Below are 21887 nucleotides of genomic sequence, written 5' to 3' on the forward strand. Positions count from 1 at the left end.
AGTTTAAAAGATGCACGAAATCCGTTCAAGTATGCCAGGAATGATGTAAGATTTAGCTTAAACTAAAGCACAATCTTTTAAGTAAACATGACCACTTTCCATAATTTTATGGAAAGTGGTTTTTATTTTGATTTTTTATTAGAACAGGCTATTTAAGTGGATTATTCATCTGCTAAATATATGAATAATTTATAATTAAAAATTTTCCTGTTGTTTTTCAATGGATTATCACTTACAATACAAATGAAAATGATAATCGTTATCATTGACTAATAGTTAAATAGATAGAGGTGAAATCTTGAATAAACAGGAAGCTAACAGAATAGGGACGGGCAATATTTATTATGTTATTATCTTGCTTTTAATAGCCTCCATTTTAATATCTGCCGTTTTTTCTGTATCAATAGGACAAGTCAGTATTCCTTTCAAGCAATCGATGGATATTTTGCTACATACTATATCCAATGGAAAACTTGGCACCCTTGATAGTGTGGAAAGTGAATCCTACTTGAATATTATTTTACAGGTCAGAATGCCACGTGTGGTTTTTGCCTTATTAATTGGTGTCGGACTTGCATTGTGTGGCGCTGTCATGCAGGCAGTTGTCCAAAACCCACTTGCTGATCCATACATACTTGGTATTTCTTCAGGAGCGTCATTGGGAGCAACCTTTGCTATCCTAGTTGGTTTTGGGAGTAGTGCATTGCTAGCACAATTTGGAGTAGCCTTTGGTGCATTTGCAGGAGCGATGTTTACCTCTATGGCAGTGCTTATCTTATCCAGTATTGGAGGTAAAGCAACCTCAGTGAAATTGGTTTTATCAGGGGTTGTTATCGGTGCATTATGTAGTTCGTTTTCAAGCCTTATCATCTTTTTTGCCAATAATGCAGAGGGTATCAAAACGGTTACGTTCTGGTCTATGGGGAGTTTAGCATCCGCAAGCTGGGACAAAACACCGATTTTAACATTCGTCATTGTGCTAGGAGCTGTATTATTCCTTTTCCAACATCGCGTGCTAAATACAATGCTACTTGGGGATGAATCAGCTATCACATTAGGGATCAATTTAAGTGCTTATCGTAAATTGTATATGATTCTTACCTCGCTTATTACAGGGACGATGGTCGCTTATGCAGGTATGATCGGTTTTGTTGGTTTAATTATTCCACATATTACGAGAGGTATTTTCGGGGCAGATCATAAACGATTAATGCTAGGAACATTGCTCTTAGGCGGTCTTTTCATGATTTGGGCGGATATTCTGTCTCGTACATTAATCCAAAATGTAGAATTACCGATTGGTATTATTACTTCTGTCATTGGATCACCATTATTTATCTATATGATTGTAAAAAAAGGTTACAACTTCGGAGGGTAGAACAATGGAATTAGTAGCAAAGGAAATAGAAGTAAAAATCGGCAAAAAGGAAATCGTAAAAAACATATCCATTCATGTGAATAAGCAGCAATTTGTGGGCTTAATCGGACCAAACGGATGCGGAAAATCAACTTTACTAAAAAGCATTTATAAAAGCTTAGTGCCTCAAAAAGGAATGGTCTTCTTAGATGATTTAGATGTTTTAAAAAGTCCCGAAAAAAAGATTTCTCAGCACTTAGGCGTGGTTGGACAATTCAATGAAATGCACTTTGATTTAACAGTTCAACAAATGGTGATGTTAGGAAGAACACCTCATAAAAAAATGCTAGAGTCAGATAACCAAAAGGATTTTGACATCGTAGAAGAGGCATTGACAAGAACGAACTTACAATCTTATAGAGGGCGTAGCTTTCTTTCACTATCTGGCGGCGAAAAGCAAAGGGTTATTTTAGCTAGAACGATTGCCCAACAGCCTAAATTTATGATTTTGGATGAACCAACAAATCATTTAGATATTCGCTATCAAATTGAAATACTATCCTGTGTAAGAAGTTTAAACATCGGTGTTTTAGCAGCTCTTCATGATCTAGAAATGGCAGCACATTACTGTGACTATCTTTATGCCGTAAAAGATGGTGAAATCTATGCACATGGTACACCACAAGAAGTTTTAACACCAGAAACAATAGAAGCTTTATATCATATAAAATGTCAAACATTTACTAATCCGGTGACGAATGGATTAGGCTTTGCATATGGACTGTAGGAGGAAAACCATGAAGAAAAAATTATTATTAGGAATTGGTTTAGCGGCTTTGTTAACATTAACAGCCTGCGGTAACACATCAAAAGATGCATCTAAGGAAACACAAATAAAAGAGCATTATCCACTAACAATTGAGAACTTTACAAAGGCTGAAGGGGGATCAACATGGGAAAAGAAAGATCAAGTATTTGATAAAGCACCTGAAAGAATTATGGCAAATACACGCCCGGCAGCAGAATTATTATTACATCTAGGATTAGGCGATAAAATCGTTGGTGTTGGTGCGAACTTTGGAGCAGTTGATAAATCTGTAGAAGAACAGTATGCTAAGCTAAATATTTTAAGTGATGAATATGTTGGGAAAGAGGTTACATTAGGGACTAATCCTGATTTAGTATTTGGTCGTGGTGGCTTATTTGATAATGCTGAATGGGGAGTAGGGACAGTAGACTCTCTTAATGAAATGGGTGTAAAAACATATGTTTTAGAGTCATCTGTAACAGGTGGTACATATGATTCTATTTATAAAGATATCGAAAATATCGGTGAAATTTTTAATGTTCAAGACAAAGCAGATAGCTTTATTAACGAACTAAAAGGCCGACAACAAGATATTTCTTCAAAATTAGAAAGTATTAAAGAAGAAAAAACATTTGCTTATCTGCATACAAATGATCCAAAAGAGCTTTTTATTTATCCAGCACACGACGAAACATTTTTTAATGATGCATTCAAAATGGTTAAATTAGATAATATTTTCAAAGATGAAACAGGCGATGTAAGTGTTGAGACATTAATTGCAGCAGATCCAGATGTATTAATACTTCCTAACTGGGACGGTTCTGATTTGACAAAAGTACGTGAAGAAATTTATGCCAATCCTAAACTTTCAAGCATGAAGGCTATTAAAAATAAACAAATATATATCGTAGATTACAATTACATGTTCGGCTATGGCTATAACACAATTGACGGAATGGAGACACTAGCGAAAGAAATGTATCCAGACTTATTTAAATAATATAAAAAGCACTGTCCTAGCGGGGCGAATAAATGACACGATAGGGCAGCGTTTTCTACTAATAATAAAAGGAGGAGAAATTATTCAATTTCTCCTCCTTTGTTATAGCTGTAGAAGCTGCTCTTTATTTAATATTGTGGTTATTATCTTAGAATTTTCATTGCTCCAGCAGACGGTTACAGGATGTTGCTGATCGAGATAGAGTAATTGGGTAAAAAGGTCTTTCCTTGTTTTTTTTATATTTGTAGTATCAAGCAAATGTGGCGATAGGATTGGTAATAAGCCTGTTTTAAAAAGAGCCTCTTTTAAAGTCCAAAACTCATAAAAAACATGTAAAGGTTGATGAGAGACCAATTGACGCTCTGTCTCAGAAAGCGCATATATCATCATATCTTCACTAACTGGCTTTATTTCTTCAACATCAATGCCCACTCGTCCGATAGTGGTGACTGCTAACACTATCCAATCCCCAGAATGAGAGAGATTAAAATCCCCCTGCCAATGAGGGTGTCCTGCAATATATGGGCGCCCTAATTCATTATGAGCTAGATGTAACAGAACGTCATCTATATAGGGAAGGAGTGCCCATCTAATAAGAGTGCTACCTAGCAACGCTCTTTGCTGATCTTGCCAGTGCTTGTATTGCTGAACTTTTCTTTGCACCTCACAAGGGAGTGCTTTAAGAAAAGCATCCCATTCTGATGGTGCTAACTGAGCGCCTAGAGGTAGTGCAAATAGCTGTATAGTTTGTTTTATCATCTTATATTGACTTGTTTTGGCTCAGGAAAGTAGCCTGTATCAATGCCATATTGAATCATTCTGTGAATAAAGGCTGTATTTGGTACCGCACATTCAATCTTTGTATGCGCTAAAAATTCTATCGTTTTTTTGCAATTGAAGATAAATGGGGAGTCACTTGCTCCATCACCTTCAAGCTGCGCAATGGCTAACGATAAATATTCCTGTACATCTTTTGAATGATCGCCATTTAAAAGCCAATCTGTATATTCTTGTGTTGAAACAATTGTTAAGTCATATCCAATTTCTTTAAGCATATCGATTAATTCTAAATAAGTAAGCGATACAGGGTTACATAAATGGAAGACATGGCCGTTGGTTGCTGGCTGACTTGCCAAAGAAACAAGTGCCTGACTAGCATAATTGATTGGTGTGAAGTCAACATGCCATTGTGCCGTAGGAGTTTTACCTAAATAAAGCATTGATTTAATCATACGGTAAAAGGCATTGTCATCGATATTACGTTGGAATTTACCTGTTTCAGAATGACAGCTTAAATTTCCTACACGATAAATGGAGACAGGGATCGCATCATGTACAGCGTTTCGAACAAGATTTTCTGCTTCTAGCTTACTTTGAGTATAAACATTAGTTAGCTTTACATCGTAATTGAAGTTACCTTTTGCTTCATCTGGTCCCCATTGGATGGCTGCTAGCTCCTCTGGAATTCCAATAGTCGATACATAATGGAAATGCACACCTGGTTTCTGTTTGGCTACTTCAAGCAAATAGCGAGTTCCATTCACATTGACATTATTAAAATGATCAGCTGCACCGAAATGACGTACATCTGCACCACAATGAATGATGGCATCGATTTCTTTCATAATAATTTGTTCATCTTTATCAGATAAATGAAGTCGTTGCTTGCCTAAGTCACCTTGGATAACAGTGACACGGTCTTTCAATTGCTGAACAATCGTATTACCAAAATAAAATTGCATACTTTCTATTAGTTTGGCTTCAATCGTAGTTTGGGCACTCGGTCGAATAAGGCAATATATGTGCGCAGTTGTTGTTGCTAATAGCTCATATAATACATGACTACCTAAATAACCTGTAGCCCCAGTTAATAATACCGATGTCATTGGCAAGGGCTTCACGTTTTGGGAGACTTGTAGAGGACTAGGCTCCATTAAGTCTTTGAATACAATGCTTTTAGCTGGCTCGTCTTGATCTTCAATCGCTTCTGGTTGATAATGACGAATATAATGATCCAGTTCAGCAATCGTTTGATATTGGAAGAAATCCTGAATCTTTAAGAATGGTATATGTTTTTTCACTTGTACAAGAATCTCGAGCACTTTTAGCGAATGTCCACCGATATGAAAGAAGTTATCGTGAATGCCAATTGGCTCAATACCGAGTACAAATTCCCATGCAGTAGCAAGCATACGCTGTGTATCATTTTCTGGGGCAATATATGTAGTGCTGCGTGATAAAGTTAATTCCAATGAAGCTAAGTGCTTTCGATCAATTTTTCCTGTAGGGGATAACGGCATTTCTTGCAATTCAATAAATTGCTCTGGTACCATATAATCTGGTAAAAGATTTGCTAAGTAGTCCCTTAAAAGATTCTCCTCAAGCTGCATACCACTTGCCACTGTATAGTAGGCAAATAAATGATTATTTCCATCAGCCATTTTCTTCGCAATAATCACAGCTTCCTGAATGCTTGTATGATTGCTCAATACTGTTTCGATTTCTCCAAGTTCGATACGGAAACCTCTTACTTTAATTTGAGAGTCTTTACGTCCAACAAATTCAATGACACCAGTTGGCAATAGTCGAACTAAATCACCTGTTCGATACATTTTTTGATCTGGCTTTAAGAGATGAGGTACAAATACTTCAGCTGTTTTTTCAGGCTGATGTAAATAACCTGCTGCTAAACCAGCACCAGCAATACATAATTCTCCGATTGTATTAACGGGACATAGCTGATCGTCCGTATTAATAACATACATTTCATAATTGGCGATTGGTCTGCCAATAGGGATACTAGATTGCATGTCTGTTATCTGACTTTTCACCTTAAAATAGGAGGACAATACTGTACATTCAGTTGGTCCATACACGTTAATAATTTCTGTAGTAAGTCCAAATTTCTCTTGCCATTTTTGAACAATGGCAGGCAATAGGGCTTCACCACCTACAGATAAATAATTTAATGTCGCAAGCTTTTCCCTATAGCTTACTGGTAAATGTGTAGCTAGCTGTGTAAAGAAAGCATTTGGAACAGTAGCAGTCGTTACTTGCTCACGGCCGATCATATCAGCAAATGCCTCAATGGACAGACGTTCGACACTTGTAAGCATATGAAGTCTTGCTCCTGAAAATAAAGCAGTAAAAGTTTCTGTTATAGAAGGGTCAAAACTATAAGAAATAAACTGGGAATAAACATCTTCTTTAGTTGAATGGTAGATTCGTTGATTATCTGTTATTAAATTAATGACAGCTTCATGCTTAAGCATGACGCCTTTTGGTTTACCTGTTGAACCAGAAGTATAAATAATATAGGCTAAATCGGATGGAAGCAGTTCACATTGCATATTTTCCTGTGAATACCCTTGCTCCGTTTGGTTGATAGTGAACACTGTGCGTGTTTGAGAATCATTATGTATAAAATCATTCAGTAGAGCTGTATGTTCGTTTTTCGTTATGATAAATGGAGCACCTGTATCGTTTAATAGGTACTGACAACGTTCTTTTGGATAGCTCGGATCAATGGGAACATAAACACCACCAGCTTTCAGGATACCTAACAAACTAATGACTGTTTCTTTACTACGTTCCATCACAATCGCTACATAGTTTCCTTTTTTTAGACCGTTGGCAACTAACATATGAGCAACTTGGTTGGATTGTTCATTTAGCTGACGGTAGGTAAGTTTTCCACCTTCATAGGATAATGCGATTCGTTCTGCAAACTTTTGTGCTGCCTGATAAAATACATCAGGTATTGTGGTGTTTTGATCGTAGTTAGCCATTGTTCGGTTTAACGTTTGATATGCGAGTAAGTCTTCTTTGTTCAACAATTGTGTGCTATTGGAGGATGGCGTTTGTTGGTTAAAAGAATGCTTATTATTTTGGGATGGGTGTACATCAAATTCTTGTTTATTATTCAATTATGACAACTCCTATTTTAGAAAAGGGCCGACACTTATGAAGGAGCGATTATCATCATTAGGTCCACAGTAGTGAAGCAATCTGTGAGAAACTAACGGAAATAACTCTCCTTAATAAGGCAGCCCTTTCATTTTTTATTTCACTACAAAGGTATTAACAACATTCATTAATTCATCAGATAACTCGGATAATACTTGAGCCTCTTCAGAAACTCGTTGTACTGTATTCAATTGAGAGGCAGAAGTTGCTGCTACTGCTCTTGTATTGTCCTTTGAATTGACTGAAAAATCTTCCATATCTTTAACAGCAGACGTTACTTCTTCCATACCAGCTGCCATTTCTTCAATCGTTGCAGAAAGCTCTTGAATTTGCCCTGTCACATGGTGAATGGAAGTTAAGATCTGGCTAAATGATTTTTCCGAATCATTGATCATGACAATACCATGATCTACTTCTTCTACAGCGTGAACCATGATATTTACAGATTCGTTTGTATCATGCTGGATATGAGAAATAAGTGTAGAAATTTCACGTGCAGATGCCTCAGATTGTTCGGCAAGTTTACGTACCTCATCAGCAACCACTGCGAAGCCACTACCAGCTTCTCCAGCACGTGCAGCTTCGATAGCCGCATTCAATGCAAGTAAATTGGTTTGAGAAGCAATCCCTGTAATGATTCCTACAATTTCTTCAATTTTATTGGAATGTTCGCCAAGTAATTTAACAGAAGCTGCGGATTGATTAACAGCCTTACTAATAGCATTCATTTGTGCAACAGATTTATTTGTCGATTCATTCCCTCTTTCAGCTTCCTCAGATGCTAAAATTGAGGATTCTGAAATTTGATTGGATGTCATAGCAATGCGTTGAATACCAATACTCATTTCTTCAATAGTAACTGTACTTTCTTTAGCCTTTTGTACTTGAAGATCAGCGCCACTTGCAATTTCCTGCATGGAAGATGCTACATTATTATATGAATCAGAAGCTTCTTGCATATTTACAGATAAAACATTGGCTGTGTTTGAAACACGTTCAGACACATTCGTTGTACTCTTAATAACATTTTTTAGATTTTCAATCATTGAATTAAAGTTTTGTGTGAGCATTCCTACTTCGTCTGTTGAAGTAACTGGTAACGGTTCAAGTTCTAAATTACCTTCTGCGACCTTTTTCGATTGTAAGGAAAGTTGTTGAATTGGTGTTAATTTTTTTCTTAAAAGAGTGTAAACAGCAATGGATGAACCAATTAAGAAAATAACCGTTACTAATAACGTCCATAGGGCTTCAGACATCGCTTTTCCTGTTACCATTGATACATCATAGTCAATGGCATAAGCAGCCAGCATGTCCCCATTTTCATCCAAGATTGGTGTAAGGCCTGTTTTATAGCTACCATATTCATCGCTATAAATATCTGTTGCTGTTGCTTTTTTTGTATCAAAGACTTCTTTAATTCTTGCTAGGAAATCAGGAGATAAACCCATTGCAATCATATCTTGATTATACTCTGCCCCTAGTTCAAGTATACTAGATGATAGAACAGGTGCATTAATATTTTCACCGTTAACTGTAATTAAAAATAGATTGGTAATACTATCTGAATTATCATTGATTGCATCCATCTCTCTAGTTAGACGTAGAGCATCGGGGTTACTATTTGTAGGATTCTCTAATATGGATTTTAGTGTAGTAATATCAATGGTTTTGGCTAGGATCATGCCTTTGTCAGAAAGAGATTGATTCATGTCTGTTAAATTACTATTTCTTACTATATAATAAGAAAGACCTAAAGTAACTAATCCAAATAATAATAAAATACTCACTACTATTGCAGTTAATTTCTTACTAATAGACATTTGCTGCTTCTTGCGTGTTTTCATGCTTTTCCTCCTAATATGATATAGCAAATATTTCAAGCTAAGGACTATGAATGGATAATTTAGTAAATGTATTACACCTTGAAGATGTTGATGTTATTCGTAGAAGTCCAGACGCGTGTTAAATATTTATAAATGCAAAGTAATCTATTTATCCCCTATCATTTAACTACTATACTGCCAAAAAAAATGATTCACAACCCAGAAAACTTACTATTTAAAGTCATGATTTCTATAAATAAACGATGAAATTTAGTTTTTTAGTCTATATATTTTTTAAGTTAGCTTAAATTTTTACAAAAAATTCAACTGTTCCTAGTATAAAAAAGAAGTATGCTCAGAACGAACTTATTTTCAATTGATTTAAAGTTTGGCGGAAATGCCAATTTTCAATTACTTGTTAGGGCTTTTTACTTATTATGCCATGTCTTATGTGGAAAGGAATTGGATGATTTTTATTATGGGGATAAAATGAAAAAAAGGTTATTTCTTTATTGCTGAATAAAGAAATAACCTTTTCTAGTTGTTATGGTCGCGGATTACCAAAAATACCCGGTAAAATATTCGGAAGTCCTGGTATTAATGGTGGTGGGAAACCAGGATATTGTCCCCCTGGACGTGGCGGATAAGGCTGCGGTGGATAAGGTTGAGGTGGATAAGGTCGTGGCGGATAAGGCTGCGGTGGATAGGGCTGTGGTGGATAAGGTTGAGGCGGATAGGGTGGCGGATAAGGTGGCGGATAAGGTGGTGGGTATGGCGGCGGATAGGAACTACCAGGCGGTGTTCCTGTACCTGCAGCAGTGATTTGACTAACATCCACAGTTACTATTTGACCGTTATCTAGCTGAATTTCTGCTGTTCTTCCTCCAGTTCCAAATGTTCGAATCAATGTACCTGAATAAGTACCAGTAGGGAGTGTTACCCATATTTTCATACCTGGTCGAAATTGACTGTTAAAATCATCAGGGGCTAATCTAGGATAAACCAATAAAACACACCTTTCTTCATTTTTTCTAACATATGCCTATTGCAATTTTTGTCATAGGCAATAGGCTATGGATACCTAAGTTTGAATTTGTTATAAAATATAACGAAATTCATTATAATAAGGGAAAAAGCTAAAAGGATGTTTAGCATATGGCAATTATTAAGATAAAAAAAATAAACATACAGAATTTACGAAATGTACGACAGGGTGAAATTGTACTCGCAGTAAATTTTGAAACATTTCTACAAGCGAATGTTGTTGGCCTATATGGACAAAATGGCTCTGGAAAGACAACCATTGTAGATGCATTCAGTTTATTGAAGACACTTATATCAGGATGGCTTACTGAAATGAAGCTACCCTCAAAAGAGAAGCGACTCATATTGGCAGGAGAGCAAACCGCTAGCATGAATGTGGAATTTTTAGTTGAGAATCAATTCGGTACATTTTTTGTGAATTACTATGTGGAGCTACAGGAGGATCAGCACCGACTATATACTACGCTAGAACGTCTTACCTATCGAGAAAATACGAAAGGGAAGCGATCAAAGATTTTAGTGGCAGTGACAGAGAAGGATGTACAAATCCGTCAATTAAAACTGGATGATTTGAGTGAACAAGCACGAATCCAATTACTTGTTATTCAACAGCTAGCAAGAAAACAAAATATGTCATTTCTATTCCATAAAGATATAAAGCCATTATTAAAGGAACGACTTTCTGAGTTAGAAATGCAGTTGCTACAAAATATTGCCGTCGATTTTAGTCGGGACTTACATGTTGTTAATAATCAAAATATTGCCCCACTATTTGAAGAACGAATGATGCCATTCAGTATTCATTTAGAGAAAACAAGAGGCCTTATTCCCTATGATTTAAATGGACCAGCTTTATTACCAGAGGATGCATTCTATGCTCTATGTGAAGTTATTGAACAAAGTAATCAAGTGCTCTCAGCAATTATTCCTGGTTTGACGATTAAAATTAATATCATTACAAAGCAAATGATGGACAATGGTGAGCAGGGAATTCGTTTTGAATTTTTGTCTCAGCGTGGGGAGCGGGAATTACCGCTACGAACAGAGTCAGAGGGAATTTTAAAGATCATTTCGATTCTTAGTGTATTAATTGCTGTATACAATAATCCGAATGCATGTGTAGTGATTGATGAATTAGACTCAGGTGTATTTGAATATTTGTTGGGCGAGTTGTTAACAGTGATAGATGAGGATGGAAAAGGGCAACTTATTTTTACATCCCATAATCTACGTGTGTTAGAGGTGCTAGCTATTAAAAATTTATGGTTTACGACAACGAATGAACATCACCGTTATATGCAGCTAAAAGGTATTAAAGAAGTGAATAACGCTAGAGATGTCTATTTACGTGCTATCCAACTTGGTGGACAGGACGAAGAGATATATAAGGAAACCAAAACATTTAAAATAAAGCGTGCTTTTCGTAAAGCGGGTGTTCAACATGACTAAAAAAGTACTTTTAATTATTGTGGAAGGGCAGACAGAGCAAATTATTTTAGAGGATTATTTAGATGCTCATTTTGCGAATTCGACGATACGCTTTGATGTGCAACGTGAAGATATTTTAACAAAGTGGGATGCACACAAACGGATCCCCAATATTAAAAACAGTGTTGTACGTGTGATTCAAAGCTATCTTCAAAAATATAAATTTTTAGCCAATGATTTAACTGCTGTTGTTCATATTACAGATGCAGATGGATGCTTTATCGCACCAGAATGCGTCAAGGTAGATGAGACTATCGAGCAAAACTTATTTTATACAGAGGATGCTATTTTAGTGAAGTCTGATAAACGTAAACAACAAATTGAACAACGCAATGATATGAAGGCGAAGAATGCCAGAATTCTGATCGCCAACGATCACTTTAGCATTAACCGTATGAAAGTACCTTATCAATTATTTTATTTTTCTACGAATTTAGAGCATGTCTTATGGAATGAGCGCAATGAAATCCCTACAGAAAAAATGCAAAAAGCAGATGAATTTATGGACAATCTGTCAGGCACGATTGAGGAATACCTAAGCGCATACCTCCCGGTCAGTTCAGAGTTGCCTTATAGGGAAAAGATAAAGAAAAGTTGGTCATTTTTAATGGAGGACTGCCATTCATTGCAACGAGGCACGAATGTACCACTATTATTTGAAATGATTAAAACAGATGTACAGTAAAAAACAGGCGACGAAATACGTCACCTGTTTTTATCTAGTGTGAAGTTAGCGCATTTGCTCATAGCTTCGAATATGAGTTAATATGGCAGGGTCTTTAATTTTTGTATCTTCACTTAATAATAAAAGCTTGGACATGATCTCAGCAGTACGCGGATCATCATCCACCATCGGCAAGAAAATTCGTCCCCGATGCTGAGAAGGTACAGCAATAATCGGGATCATGGAACCGCCTATTTGATGCACCACACCACTTCCTAAATGTAAGGAGTAACTTGCTAGCTTACCTTCTACGAGGGCATGTTGCTTTTTCACTTCCACATTGTTTAGCTTCAATAATTTCGCCAATTCTTCTACGATAATACTGCGCATTTCAACAGTAGAATGACTTGCCTCTGGGTCTACACCCCCAATATGAGCAACGCTGACAACGAGATCAATATCTCGCATAACCTCAGAGAATATCGCAGCTGGAATATCATCTAAAACGATATGTTTGCCTGATAGTCGATCATAGAAGTAAACACCTTCGATTGCAGGTGCTTCAATTTCTGCTGGCGTAAACCAATCTGCCTGTGCATACAAGGATGCCACAATATTTTCCTTATAATATACTTTACGTGGTCCTGTTTCATAGCTGATTTGCCAGCCACGTGTTTTCAACAAGGCTACTGTTTGTGAAGGATTTACTTGATGTCCTGCATAGCGCAATGATTGTTTCTGTGCTTTTTCATCAGCATTGATGAGATATAACTCACGGAACACTTGCTTAAATGGCTGTTGTATTTTGTGCTCGAACATATAGGATTGCCACTGTCTCCATTGACCACTTTCTAGAAGATGGAAAGGATGAGCAATCTTTATAGAGGACGAAGGAGCAAGGTCCACAATGTCAGCCGATAGAAGCTGTAAGCCTTGTGGTGTAAGCATTCCAACGTAATCATCGCTGATAAATATTAGTTTTTGTAAAAGTGGAGCTAGGATCGGATGGGCCAATAAATGAATGAGCTCCTCGATCGGAAATACAGTTTCTAATTCCATTGCTTGCTCAAGAGCTGGGCGTGCTCGTTTGTATTGTTCTTGTAGGTCTTTTCTGGCTTCCTGCAAGGTTACAATATCAGCATGCTTTTTTAATGCAGCAGGAACGTTCTTTAGACGTTTACCATCCTTTTCAACAATAATAGCTACAGAGGCGTCATCTTCTATTTGTAGATGTGCTGTAATTTGCTCGATCTGTTGTGCTTTAAACAAATGCTTCATATCGTTAAAGGCAGATAATTCCATACGCCATGTGAAGCGAGTGGCTTCTCCATCTCCTGCATTACGCGCTAAATTTTCTAGTGCGATACTTGCTGCTCGAGCCTCACTTGCGCGGCGTTGGGCACCAAATTGCTTACTTTCCTTCAAAAACTGTTGAATAAATTGATAGCGTGTTAGGGCGTCTTTGTCATCCGATTTTATTAAAGGGATAAGACCAAGTGCGCGTAGTTTATCTTTATTGCGTTTATCTTGAATTTCTTGCATTAACGTTTTTGGACTGAGTTTACCGATGGCTGTATCGGCATAAAGCTGTGCCCGACGATGGTTGGCTCCTTCAGAGGCATATTTTGCAGCATCATAAACAAGTTTGAATTTCTTAGCCCCAAGTGTTTGATAGGCGCTTTGGAACCAAGCTAAATCGAATGCACCATCACGGAAATCCTCAGCAGTTATGCTAGAGAAAAGGGCAATCTGATCTTTGGCAAAGTCGGATAAAGAATCTGTGGTGTGAGCGATAAAATACCAGGCTGATTCTTTTAGTCCATCCCAGCCAATCACTTCACTGACAAGGTCTATCCAATGTTGGTTATACATCATGGCTTCAATTAAACGTTCTTTAGAAATGTCTGTTTTCAGCCATGCTTCTTTTAATTGCTGGGCTGTTTCTTCTTTTTTAGGGTAACAGTTAGTTAGCAATCTGGAGAATACATCCTTTTTCGTTTCTGCCTGCCAAATATATCCTCGCGCAAGTTTTTCTCCGTCAAGTGCCTGTAGAATTTGTAAGAAATAATTAATACCCTCAAAATAAGAAATGCTACTAGCTAACTTTGTAACAGCAGTAGGCGTATCACCACGTTTTAGCTCTATGGCTAAAATTCGATCAATTGCTTGTTCACGAATAGTAAAGAAATCGGTTAAATCTTCAAATGACTGTTGATAGCGTTCTCGCAATTTAGTTGGCTCGATAAATATTTCTGAAGCGAGCGTATTGGTAAAGATGGCCTCAAATAAGTGATCTTGCGTAAATAAACCAACCTTCATTGCATCTAAATATTGGAATAAAGATAAATTGTAGACGTTTGGCTTATAGCTTTCATTTTTCATACGCTTTGTTAGCTCTTCATTGATAGCTAGCATTTTGACATATTCACCATAGGTTGTGTAATCAGACCAGCATCGATCAACAAATGTCTCAATGACATCTAAATCGATAATGGTAGAAGTGGAACGATAGTAATAATAACCCTTCTCTCGAACATCAAGTTGCCACTGATCAGCAGGGATTTGTTTGAATAGCTGTAACATTATGACTACTGCCTGTTCGAAGCGATTAAATTCGGGTGCATGCTTTTCGAGTAATGAAAGTGCTTCCTGATGTAGCACTGTATCACCTGAGATTTTGTCGATGTCTTGGGATAGCACTGAGAAAATCTGTTGAATTGTATCGTCATATTTCAAGGAATTAAATTGCGCAACACGTACTTTTAATTCTTTGTATTGGAAGAACGGTTTAATTAGTGTATGAGCTGCTTCGGAAAGATCATGAGCAGCAGGGTATTCTGATAGATTATGGTAAAAATTAAAATAGGCTAAGTCCTCATTACTAAATAATGCTGTCTTCATCCATTGAACAATTTCTTCGGGGATAGGATAAGCATCAAGACTAGCATGTCTTTGATTATCCGATTTAGTTGCCATTACACTATATCTTTGTCCTAATGTAGTGCTAATGGGTGTGTCATTCCATTGGTATGTTTCATATTCTAGTTCAGCATGTTTATCTAAAAGTTGAATAAGCTGCTCTAGCTTAGATAATAATTTATCAACATCATATTGAAAGAATTTTTCGAAGGGTGTAGGTGTCTGTGCATAAAGTGGAACAAGTTGTTGCCAAGGCTCTTCACCGTTCATTTGAATGGCTCCATCAGAAATACAGTCGTATTGAATAGGGGGATGTGGTGTATATAAGCCAAAGCCATTACGCTCGTTATACTCTGGGGCATCCCTTGTAATTAATTGCTCTAACAAAACTTGCTCGTTTTTAGTTACTTTTGGTAATAAGGAGCATAAAGCTGTAATTAGCTCGCTTGCTAAGCTGTATTCCTTAGAGGCTTCTAATAGTAACTCAAGCCCTCCAAGTCTCTTTAACTGCTTACTATCTTTTAATAGCCTTTCAGCACTTTGTAATAGATGGTTCTGTGGCTGAACTTTTAAGAGTGAAATAGCCTCTTTACGAAGTGCACCTGATTTATTAGCTAAAAGATCTTCAATTTTTGCTATTTCTTCTTCTGTTGGTGTTAGAGCATGTATTTTCTTTAACGCAAGAGAACGATTGATGGAACTGCGATCCCGTAAAGAATTAAATAAAAATTCACGTTGACCTTCTGTGACAGGGTCAAGACAATAAATATTCAGTAGGCCGATTCTACTTGATGGTGAGTAAGAATCTGCATGCTCAATAATTCGTTGGAATAATGCCTCGTCTTGTATATGGTGGGCTAAAATAATTTGTGTTGAAATTAAATCTTCTAATGACAAATGGACATAGACAAAGGATAGTGGTTTGCCTGTAATGATAAGTCCATCTTTCGTTATTTCATTCTTTGCCCACTCAAGCTGTTCAAATAAGAGGTATTCAATCCCTTGTAGCTGTGTGTTTTCTTGCATGAAGGTTTGAAGGATTTGCTCCCATTCATTGTCTCTTGCATACTCACTATTAATATGGTGATTAGTATAAAGAAAATTGCCCCATGCAAAGGCAAACAGCTCAATATCTTTTGTTGATAAGATTAAATCCTTCACAAATGGCGCTGTAAAGGAGATTTTCGATAAGTTTTTCAAAAAGGCAAGCGTTGTAAGTTGGATATGCTTGTCACGCTTTAAGAGTTTTGTTACAAGGTCATTTAACTTCGTATAGTCCTTTGTAGCAGTAGCCCATAATGCAACATAAACATCAATTGTACGTTCACTTTTTAACAATTGCTCAACAAAGCTGTCTTCTTCAATTGCTTGGATGGCTAATGTAAGAACTTCCTCTGTTATTTTTTGATTTTCGAAGCTATTATAGCCAAGTCCCATCCAAGTATCGACTGCTCGAATTACAGAGGAGAAGCGTGTCAGGCGATGCTCCTGAATAAGCTTCATCATGTTGAGCTGTGCATCTAGATTGCCATGGTCAATATTTTCTACTATTGCCTGTCGTAAACCTTCTTGTCGTGCAGCTGCTATTAAGAGTTTACCTAGTGCATCATGCATACGACGATTACTTGACTTGAAAATACCTCGAATGAATGGATGACCGAAAAAGCTACTTTGATGCTCATCAAATAAAATACTCTCTACTGCTTCTTCGATGGAAGGGTTTTCTAATGATAGTTCTTCAGCGAGCAACTGTTCAAAAACATTAAAACCCATGACTTTCACATTTTCATTCTTCAAGACATACGAGCTATAGTTTGGATAAGTCCCATGTTCATATTGGCGATGATTCGTTAATAACTCCTGCAAAGTAATTTCCTCAAATGTCAGCATCTCTTCTATTAACTGTAAACATTGAAAAAGATGGTCTTGCACTGGTTGAGATGAACGAAAAGATCGACGTAAAGCATCTGTTTGAAACATTGTAGCATCAAAACGTAATGCTAGTTTTTTGATCTTGAGTGCACGTTCTTGTGAAGAAAACAAGGTAAGCACTTCAAATAATGGTCCACTAAATAGCTCTCCAAGTGATGAATATTGCTGAGCAGCTATAAGTGGTTCAATGTCATAATCTCTATTGTCCATGTATTTTAACAGTGCGGCTGCTAAAGGCTGTATTGCTATAGGTGCAGAATCAGCTATAGTTTGAAAATGTGTCTTTTGTTCAGGTGAAAGTGTCATCAAAAATCCCTCCTACCAAATTCGTCCTGCAAGCATAGTAAGTTTAATAAATGTAAAAACATCATCTTCCTGTATGTTTAATGGTGTAGAAAGAGAATCTAAAGGCTCTTCATTATGAAGGACTAAGAACAGCTCGTCCTGAAAGGCTTGAAGCATTGTGGAAATAGCATGATCAACTGACTGTAAAGCATCCTTTTTCTTTTCTCCAAACTGTACTTTGCCATATTGGGCCGCGTCTACTAATTGCTGATCCGTTAAATATAGATGAAGTGGTGTATCTACCATTTTTTCATTAAATTGTTGTACTTGCTGTGTAACAAGCTGAACAAGTAAATCTTGTAACGTTATGACAGGCTTTTCAATTGAAAATGGAATTTTTTCAAGCTTACGAGATTTCTTACCGATTACTTTTTGCTGGTAAAATAAACGCAATCTAACACCTCCTTACAATAATTTCATTATACAAGAGTGAGAACCGGGAAAAGAATAAGGCATATGACGCTAGTTGCGTAAAATATTTTGGGAAAAGTGTAACAAAAAGTAGCCTGCTGCAACTGATTTGTAGGGTAAAAAGTGGGTGAAACTTTGCTGAAGAGTATGTAAAAAATAGAACATTTGTACGATTAATGCTATTTAGATAAGTATCATTTTGCGCTTCTCTATTACTGGTAACAGAGAAGGAGCCGAAAATATTACTCAGTAAACTTAGTTGATATACATATTTAAAAGAAAATTCTTTCATGAAATCCAATGAACGAAGAATATTTTCTTTGTATTAAAGTAGGGACATAATATAGTCCAACATTCATTCACAATAAATAGTGTTGTATTTTTGCAGAGTTGTTGAGAGACATCTTTTCATCTCTGATTTCATAAGCTTTATAGGTATGATTTTATCAAGCTAGAAGGAGGCAAAATCATTCAAATACACGTTGTACGGGCTGGCGAGTCTTTATGGGGTATTGCACAGGCGTATGGGGCTACGGTTCAGAGCATTATAGATGCCAATCAAATTCCAGAGCCAAATCGTTTAGTTGTGGGGCAAGCTCTTGTAATCCCGATTGTCGGAAGCTTTTATTATGTACAGCCAGGTGATAGCTTATGGTCAATTGGTCAACGTTTCGGTATTAATTATGTAACGCTTGCACAAGTAAATGGCATTAATCCCAATCAACCATTAGCTGTTGGAGCGAGATTGTATATTCCACAACCGCCAAAAACAAGAGCACAAACATTGGCCTATTTAGAGCCGAGAGGAACATCTGTTAGTGAGGCACTCTTGAATCAAGCAAGGGAAGCGGGTCCCTATTTAACATATTTAGCTTTATTTAGTTATGAGGCTAGGCGTGATGGTACTTTACAGAGACCGCCAAGCCAAGGTGTGACGCAAATTGCAAATGATACGGGAGCTTCAATGGCGATGGTTATTTCTAATTTGGAGAATTTTAGTTTTAGTGGGGAATTAGCGAGAGATATTTTTCAAAGTACGGCTGTTCAAGATTTGTTATTTGATAATATTCTTGCGGAGGCAAAGCAACTTGGTGACGTCAAAGATATCCACTTTGATTTTGAAAATTTGCCCGCAGATCAAAGACAAGCCTATAACAATTTTTTAAGAAGAGCTGTAGAAAAATTCCACGCTCAAGGATATACAGTGTCAACAGCATTAGCTCCTAAAACAAGTGATAGTGAACGAGGACCATGGACAGCGGCACATGATTATAGAGCACATGGGGAAATCGTGGACTTTGTCTTACTCATGACTTATGAATGGGGATATTCAGCTGGCCCACCAATGGCCGTTTCACCTCTCCCAGAGGTAGAGGCAGTTGTAAAATATGCGGTGAGTGAAATACCTGCAAGCAAAATTATGTTGGGGCAAAATTTATATGGCTACGATTGGACGTTACCTTTTGTTCAAGGGGGACCGTATGCAGAAGCGCTTAGTCCACAGCGAGCCATTGAAATTGCTAAACGTTATAATGCAGCAATTCAGTATGATTGGAGAGCCCAAGCACCATTTTTTGAATACTATGATGAGCAAGGTAGGGCACATATGGTGTGGTTTGAAGATGCTAGATCTATTCAAGCTAAATTCAATCTCATTAAACAATATAACCTTCGTGGTATTGGTTATTGGAAATTAGGACTATCATTCCCTCAGAATTGGGTGTTAATTGGTGCAAATTTTGATGTGGTAAAGAAATGAGAAAATGAAGAAAAAGGACGGATTGCCCAATGTATTTTCTGCGAAGAGGAAATTATCTGTAAAATCAATTCCCAATTATGGATAAATATATTATAATTATGGTAAATAGTATTTTAGGAGGTATATTTTGGGTAAATTTAAAAAGTTAGGTATTATTTTAACAACTACTGCATTTTCTGTTGGGATTCTAGCACCCGTTTCACAAGCTTCTGCAAATGTGAAAGAACCTTCAGAGCGTATTGCAATACAGTTGGCTGCCTCAGAGACAAAAGTGACAAAAGGTATGCTAATTAACAAATTACGTGCACTATTCCCTGAAGAGTTCAAATTTGTAGCTGATAATGAGTTTAATTCTGGAGGCGGTCATTTCTTTAGAGATGATACAACTGTCCGTTATGATTTAAACTTCAATAAAACAGTAAATGGTAAAGATGTATATGGTGGTTTTACATTTAAAGGTGAAGATTTAGAGTTAGAACATTTCTATTATCAGCCAGCTAATATCGCTGAAGCACTATATCCCGCAAAATATTCAGAGACTGAAGCAAAAAAAATTGCTGATGACTTCCTAAGAAAATTTGCGAAAATAGAGAACTATAAACTCCGTGAAGATGGCTTCGGTTATTACAATGACATTAATCGTCCATTATCACAACCAATTACCTACTCATTTGTTTATTCACCAACTTATAATGGAGTGCTTATTGGCGATCAAAGTATTACTATTGATGTTCTTGCTAATGGTCAAATAACAGGAATGTATCGTAATACAGAATCTTTAAGTAAAGCAACTTTTGATAGCTCAAGCCAGAAAAAAAGTGAGGAAGAAATTGTAGCACAAGTACGTGATAACTTAGCAGTTGAACTTCGTTATTACGTTGATTATTTTAGCGATCAACGTAATGTGAAGCTTGTCTATATGCCAGCAACAGGATTTAATGGTGTACATGCTTTAACGGGTCAATGGCAAACAACGAATGGTTTCTCTACACAAGTTCCAAAGACGAAAAGCGCTGAGAAAATATCCTCACAGCAATTACCACCAAGAAAAAGTGGTATGACTGTAGCAGAGGTTGAGGAATTTGCTAAAAATTTATTAAAAGTTGATGAAGACAAGGCAAAGCTCACTATTGATATGGTTGACGAAAGAGAAAATGACAATGGTGAAACGGTTTATACAGTAAATTACATGTATATGTACAATAATGGCGGATCTGGTACCTCTTTAGAAATTAATAAGGCAACAGGCGATATCGTGCAGTATCACGATATTATGAGAGATTTTATCAACACTGACAAAACAAATACCATCTCTAAGGATGCGGCATTAGCAAAGGCGATTGAATACTTAAAGCAATGGGCTCCATCCTATTTACATGAGTATTCGATGCCAATTGATAATCCTGTACATGATGATTATAGTAAAGATTATTACTTCTCCTTCCCACGCATCGTAAACGGAATTGCAGTTGTTGGAGATGAAATAAACGTAGGTATTGGCTCTGATGGATCATTACGTTCATTGAATGTTAATAAACAAAAGGTTACTAACTGGCCTTCTATTAGCCAAGTAATCTCAGCTGATAAAGCAAAAGAAGCATATAGTAAGGCACTTACATTACAGCTTCAATATGCAAAACAAGATACTGAAGGTAAACAACATTATGATCTAGTCTATGCTCCAACTTACAACGGTAGCTTAGTTAATCAGATTGATGCAATTACCGGTGAATGGTTGTATCAGGTAGATGGCTCAAAAGAAAAGCAATCTATTTCACATCCAACAGCAGCCAATGAATTAAATTATCTTTTAAATCAAAATGTATTAGAGGTAAAAGATATAGCAAACTTTAATGCTGATGCTGCTGTAACAAAGGGAGAAGCATTAAAGATTCTACTAAAATCTTTAACATATGGCTATTTTGGTGGCGGCGATGGTGAAAAGCAATCCTTCAGCAATATCGATAAAAACCATCCTTTATATGGAGTGGTTGAACAAGCTGTAAGAATGGGAATTTTACAGCCAGCAAACCAATTCCCATTGGATGAAGCATTGACTCGTCAAGAGCTAGCAGTATGGGCTGTTAAAGTAATGCAATTGGAGAATGTGGCAAAGTATAAGGATATTTACAAATTAAACTTTGCGGATGCAGCTTCTATTGATCCAGCATATACTGGCTATATAGCAATAGCAAATGGAATGGGTCTGATTGATACACAGCAAAATAATTTTAATGCTACCAAGAGTGTGTCATATGCCGATATGGCTGTTTCAACAATCCGTTTAGCAAAAGCTATTCAAGAAAATAAAGTGGATCGTAACTTCTATTATTAAGACGCATTCCACGAAAAGGGTATCTCCTCATATGTA

Annotated in this window: 13 protein-coding genes; 7 read left to right on the plus strand and 6 right to left on the minus strand. The window is 36.8% G+C overall.

The window, feature by feature from the left end:
• Positions 1-298 precede the first annotated feature (298 nt).
• The 3 genes from CD31_RS04270 to CD31_RS04280 are packed head-to-tail and all read left to right on the plus strand — an operon-like array spanning position 299 to position 3165.
• Positions 299-1378, plus strand: a complete 1080-nt coding sequence (locus CD31_RS04270; protein WP_036075991.1) for a FecCD family ABC transporter permease — start codon at positions 299-301, stop codon at positions 1376-1378.
• 4 nt (positions 1379-1382) lie between these two features.
• Positions 1383-2144, plus strand: a complete 762-nt coding sequence (locus tag CD31_RS04275) for an ABC transporter ATP-binding protein (RefSeq protein ID WP_036075994.1) — start codon at positions 1383-1385, stop codon at positions 2142-2144.
• Between the two features lie 10 nt (positions 2145-2154).
• On the plus strand, positions 2155-3165 hold the full coding sequence (locus CD31_RS04280) for an ABC transporter substrate-binding protein (RefSeq protein WP_036075996.1): 1011 nt from the start codon (positions 2155-2157) through the stop codon (positions 3163-3165).
• A gap of 102 nt (positions 3166-3267) precedes the next feature.
• Here CD31_RS04280 and CD31_RS04285 read toward each other — a convergent pair whose 3' ends face one another.
• The 4 genes from CD31_RS04285 to CD31_RS22850 form a co-directional block, all read right to left on the minus strand.
• A complete protein-coding gene (locus CD31_RS04285) occupies positions 3268-3924 on the minus strand; it encodes a 4'-phosphopantetheinyl transferase family protein (protein WP_036075997.1) in 657 nt (218 codons plus the stop codon).
• Positions 3921-7091, minus strand: a complete 3171-nt coding sequence (locus CD31_RS04290; RefSeq protein WP_036075998.1) for a non-ribosomal peptide synthetase — start codon at positions 7089-7091, stop codon at positions 3921-3923. Before CD31_RS04290 ends, CD31_RS04285 begins: the two co-directional genes overlap by 4 nt.
• 135 nt (positions 7092-7226) lie before the next feature.
• Positions 7227-8975: a methyl-accepting chemotaxis protein gene (locus CD31_RS04295; protein ID WP_016994786.1), complete on the minus strand. Its 1749-nt coding sequence runs from the start codon at positions 8973-8975 to the stop codon at positions 7227-7229.
• A 523-nt stretch (positions 8976-9498) separates the two neighbouring features.
• On the minus strand, positions 9499-9960 hold the full coding sequence (locus tag CD31_RS22850; protein ID WP_081977451.1) for a hypothetical protein: 462 nt from the start codon (positions 9958-9960) through the stop codon (positions 9499-9501).
• A gap of 149 nt (positions 9961-10109) precedes the next feature.
• On the opposite strand from CD31_RS22850, the gene CD31_RS04305 reads away from it, so the two are divergent.
• Positions 10110-11447 (plus strand): AAA family ATPase, encoded by a 1338-nt coding sequence (locus CD31_RS04305; protein ID WP_036076003.1) that lies wholly within the window; start codon positions 10110-10112, stop codon positions 11445-11447.
• Positions 11440-12171, plus strand: coding sequence for a hypothetical protein (locus CD31_RS04310; RefSeq protein WP_016994783.1), 732 nt, complete (start codon positions 11440-11442; stop codon positions 12169-12171). Before CD31_RS04305 ends, CD31_RS04310 begins: the two co-directional genes overlap by 8 nt.
• 45 nt (positions 12172-12216) lie before the next feature.
• Here CD31_RS04310 and CD31_RS04315 read toward each other — a convergent pair whose 3' ends face one another.
• Both CD31_RS04315 and CD31_RS04320 read right to left on the minus strand, forming a co-directional pair.
• Positions 12217-17307: a DUF4132 domain-containing protein gene (locus CD31_RS04315; RefSeq protein ID WP_036076004.1), complete on the minus strand. Its 5091-nt coding sequence runs from the start codon at positions 17305-17307 to the stop codon at positions 12217-12219.
• Between the two features lie 12 nt (positions 17308-17319).
• Positions 17320-17739, minus strand: coding sequence for a hypothetical protein (locus tag CD31_RS04320; protein WP_016994781.1), 420 nt, complete (start codon positions 17737-17739; stop codon positions 17320-17322).
• 604 nt (positions 17740-18343) lie between these two features.
• Between CD31_RS04320 and CD31_RS04325 the strand changes: the two genes are divergently transcribed.
• Together CD31_RS04325 and CD31_RS04330 are read left to right on the plus strand one after the other, a co-directional pair.
• A complete protein-coding gene (locus tag CD31_RS04325; protein WP_425319325.1) occupies positions 18344-19516 on the plus strand; it encodes a glycosyl hydrolase family 18 protein in 1173 nt (390 codons plus the stop codon).
• A 127-nt stretch (positions 19517-19643) separates the two neighbouring features.
• Positions 19644-21851: a YcdB/YcdC domain-containing protein gene (locus CD31_RS04330; protein WP_036076009.1), complete on the plus strand. Its 2208-nt coding sequence runs from the start codon at positions 19644-19646 to the stop codon at positions 21849-21851.
• Positions 21852-21887 lie beyond the last annotated feature (36 nt).

Origin of the sequence: Lysinibacillus boronitolerans JCM 21713 = 10a = NBRC 103108 (genome assembly GCF_000772935.1) — a bacterium.
Classification (GTDB): Bacteria; Bacillota; Bacilli; order Bacillales_A; family Planococcaceae; genus Lysinibacillus; species Lysinibacillus boronitolerans.

What these genes read in the sequence shown, in the direction of transcription:
- CD31_RS04275 (WP_036075994.1), top strand. Translation starts at nt 1,383, where the DNA reads ATGGAATTAGTAGCAAAGGAAATAGAAGTAAAAATCGGCAAAAAGGAA.
- CD31_RS04280 (WP_036075996.1), top strand. Translation starts at nt 2,155, where the DNA reads ATGAAGAAAAAATTATTATTAGGAATTGGTTTAGCGGCTTTGTTAACA.
- CD31_RS04285 (WP_036075997.1), bottom strand. Translation starts at nt 3,924, where the DNA reads ATGATAAAACAAACTATACAGCTATTTGCACTACCTCTAGGCGCTCAG.
- CD31_RS04295 (WP_016994786.1), bottom strand. Translation starts at nt 8,975, where the DNA reads ATGAAAACACGCAAGAAGCAGCAAATGTCTATTAGTAAGAAATTAACT.
- CD31_RS04305 (WP_036076003.1), top strand. Translation starts at nt 10,110, where the DNA reads ATGGCAATTATTAAGATAAAAAAAATAAACATACAGAATTTACGAAAT.
- CD31_RS04310 (WP_016994783.1), top strand. Translation starts at nt 11,440, where the DNA reads ATGACTAAAAAAGTACTTTTAATTATTGTGGAAGGGCAGACAGAGCAA.
- CD31_RS04315 (WP_036076004.1), bottom strand. Translation starts at nt 17,307, where the DNA reads ATGACACTTTCACCTGAACAAAAGACACATTTTCAAACTATAGCTGAT.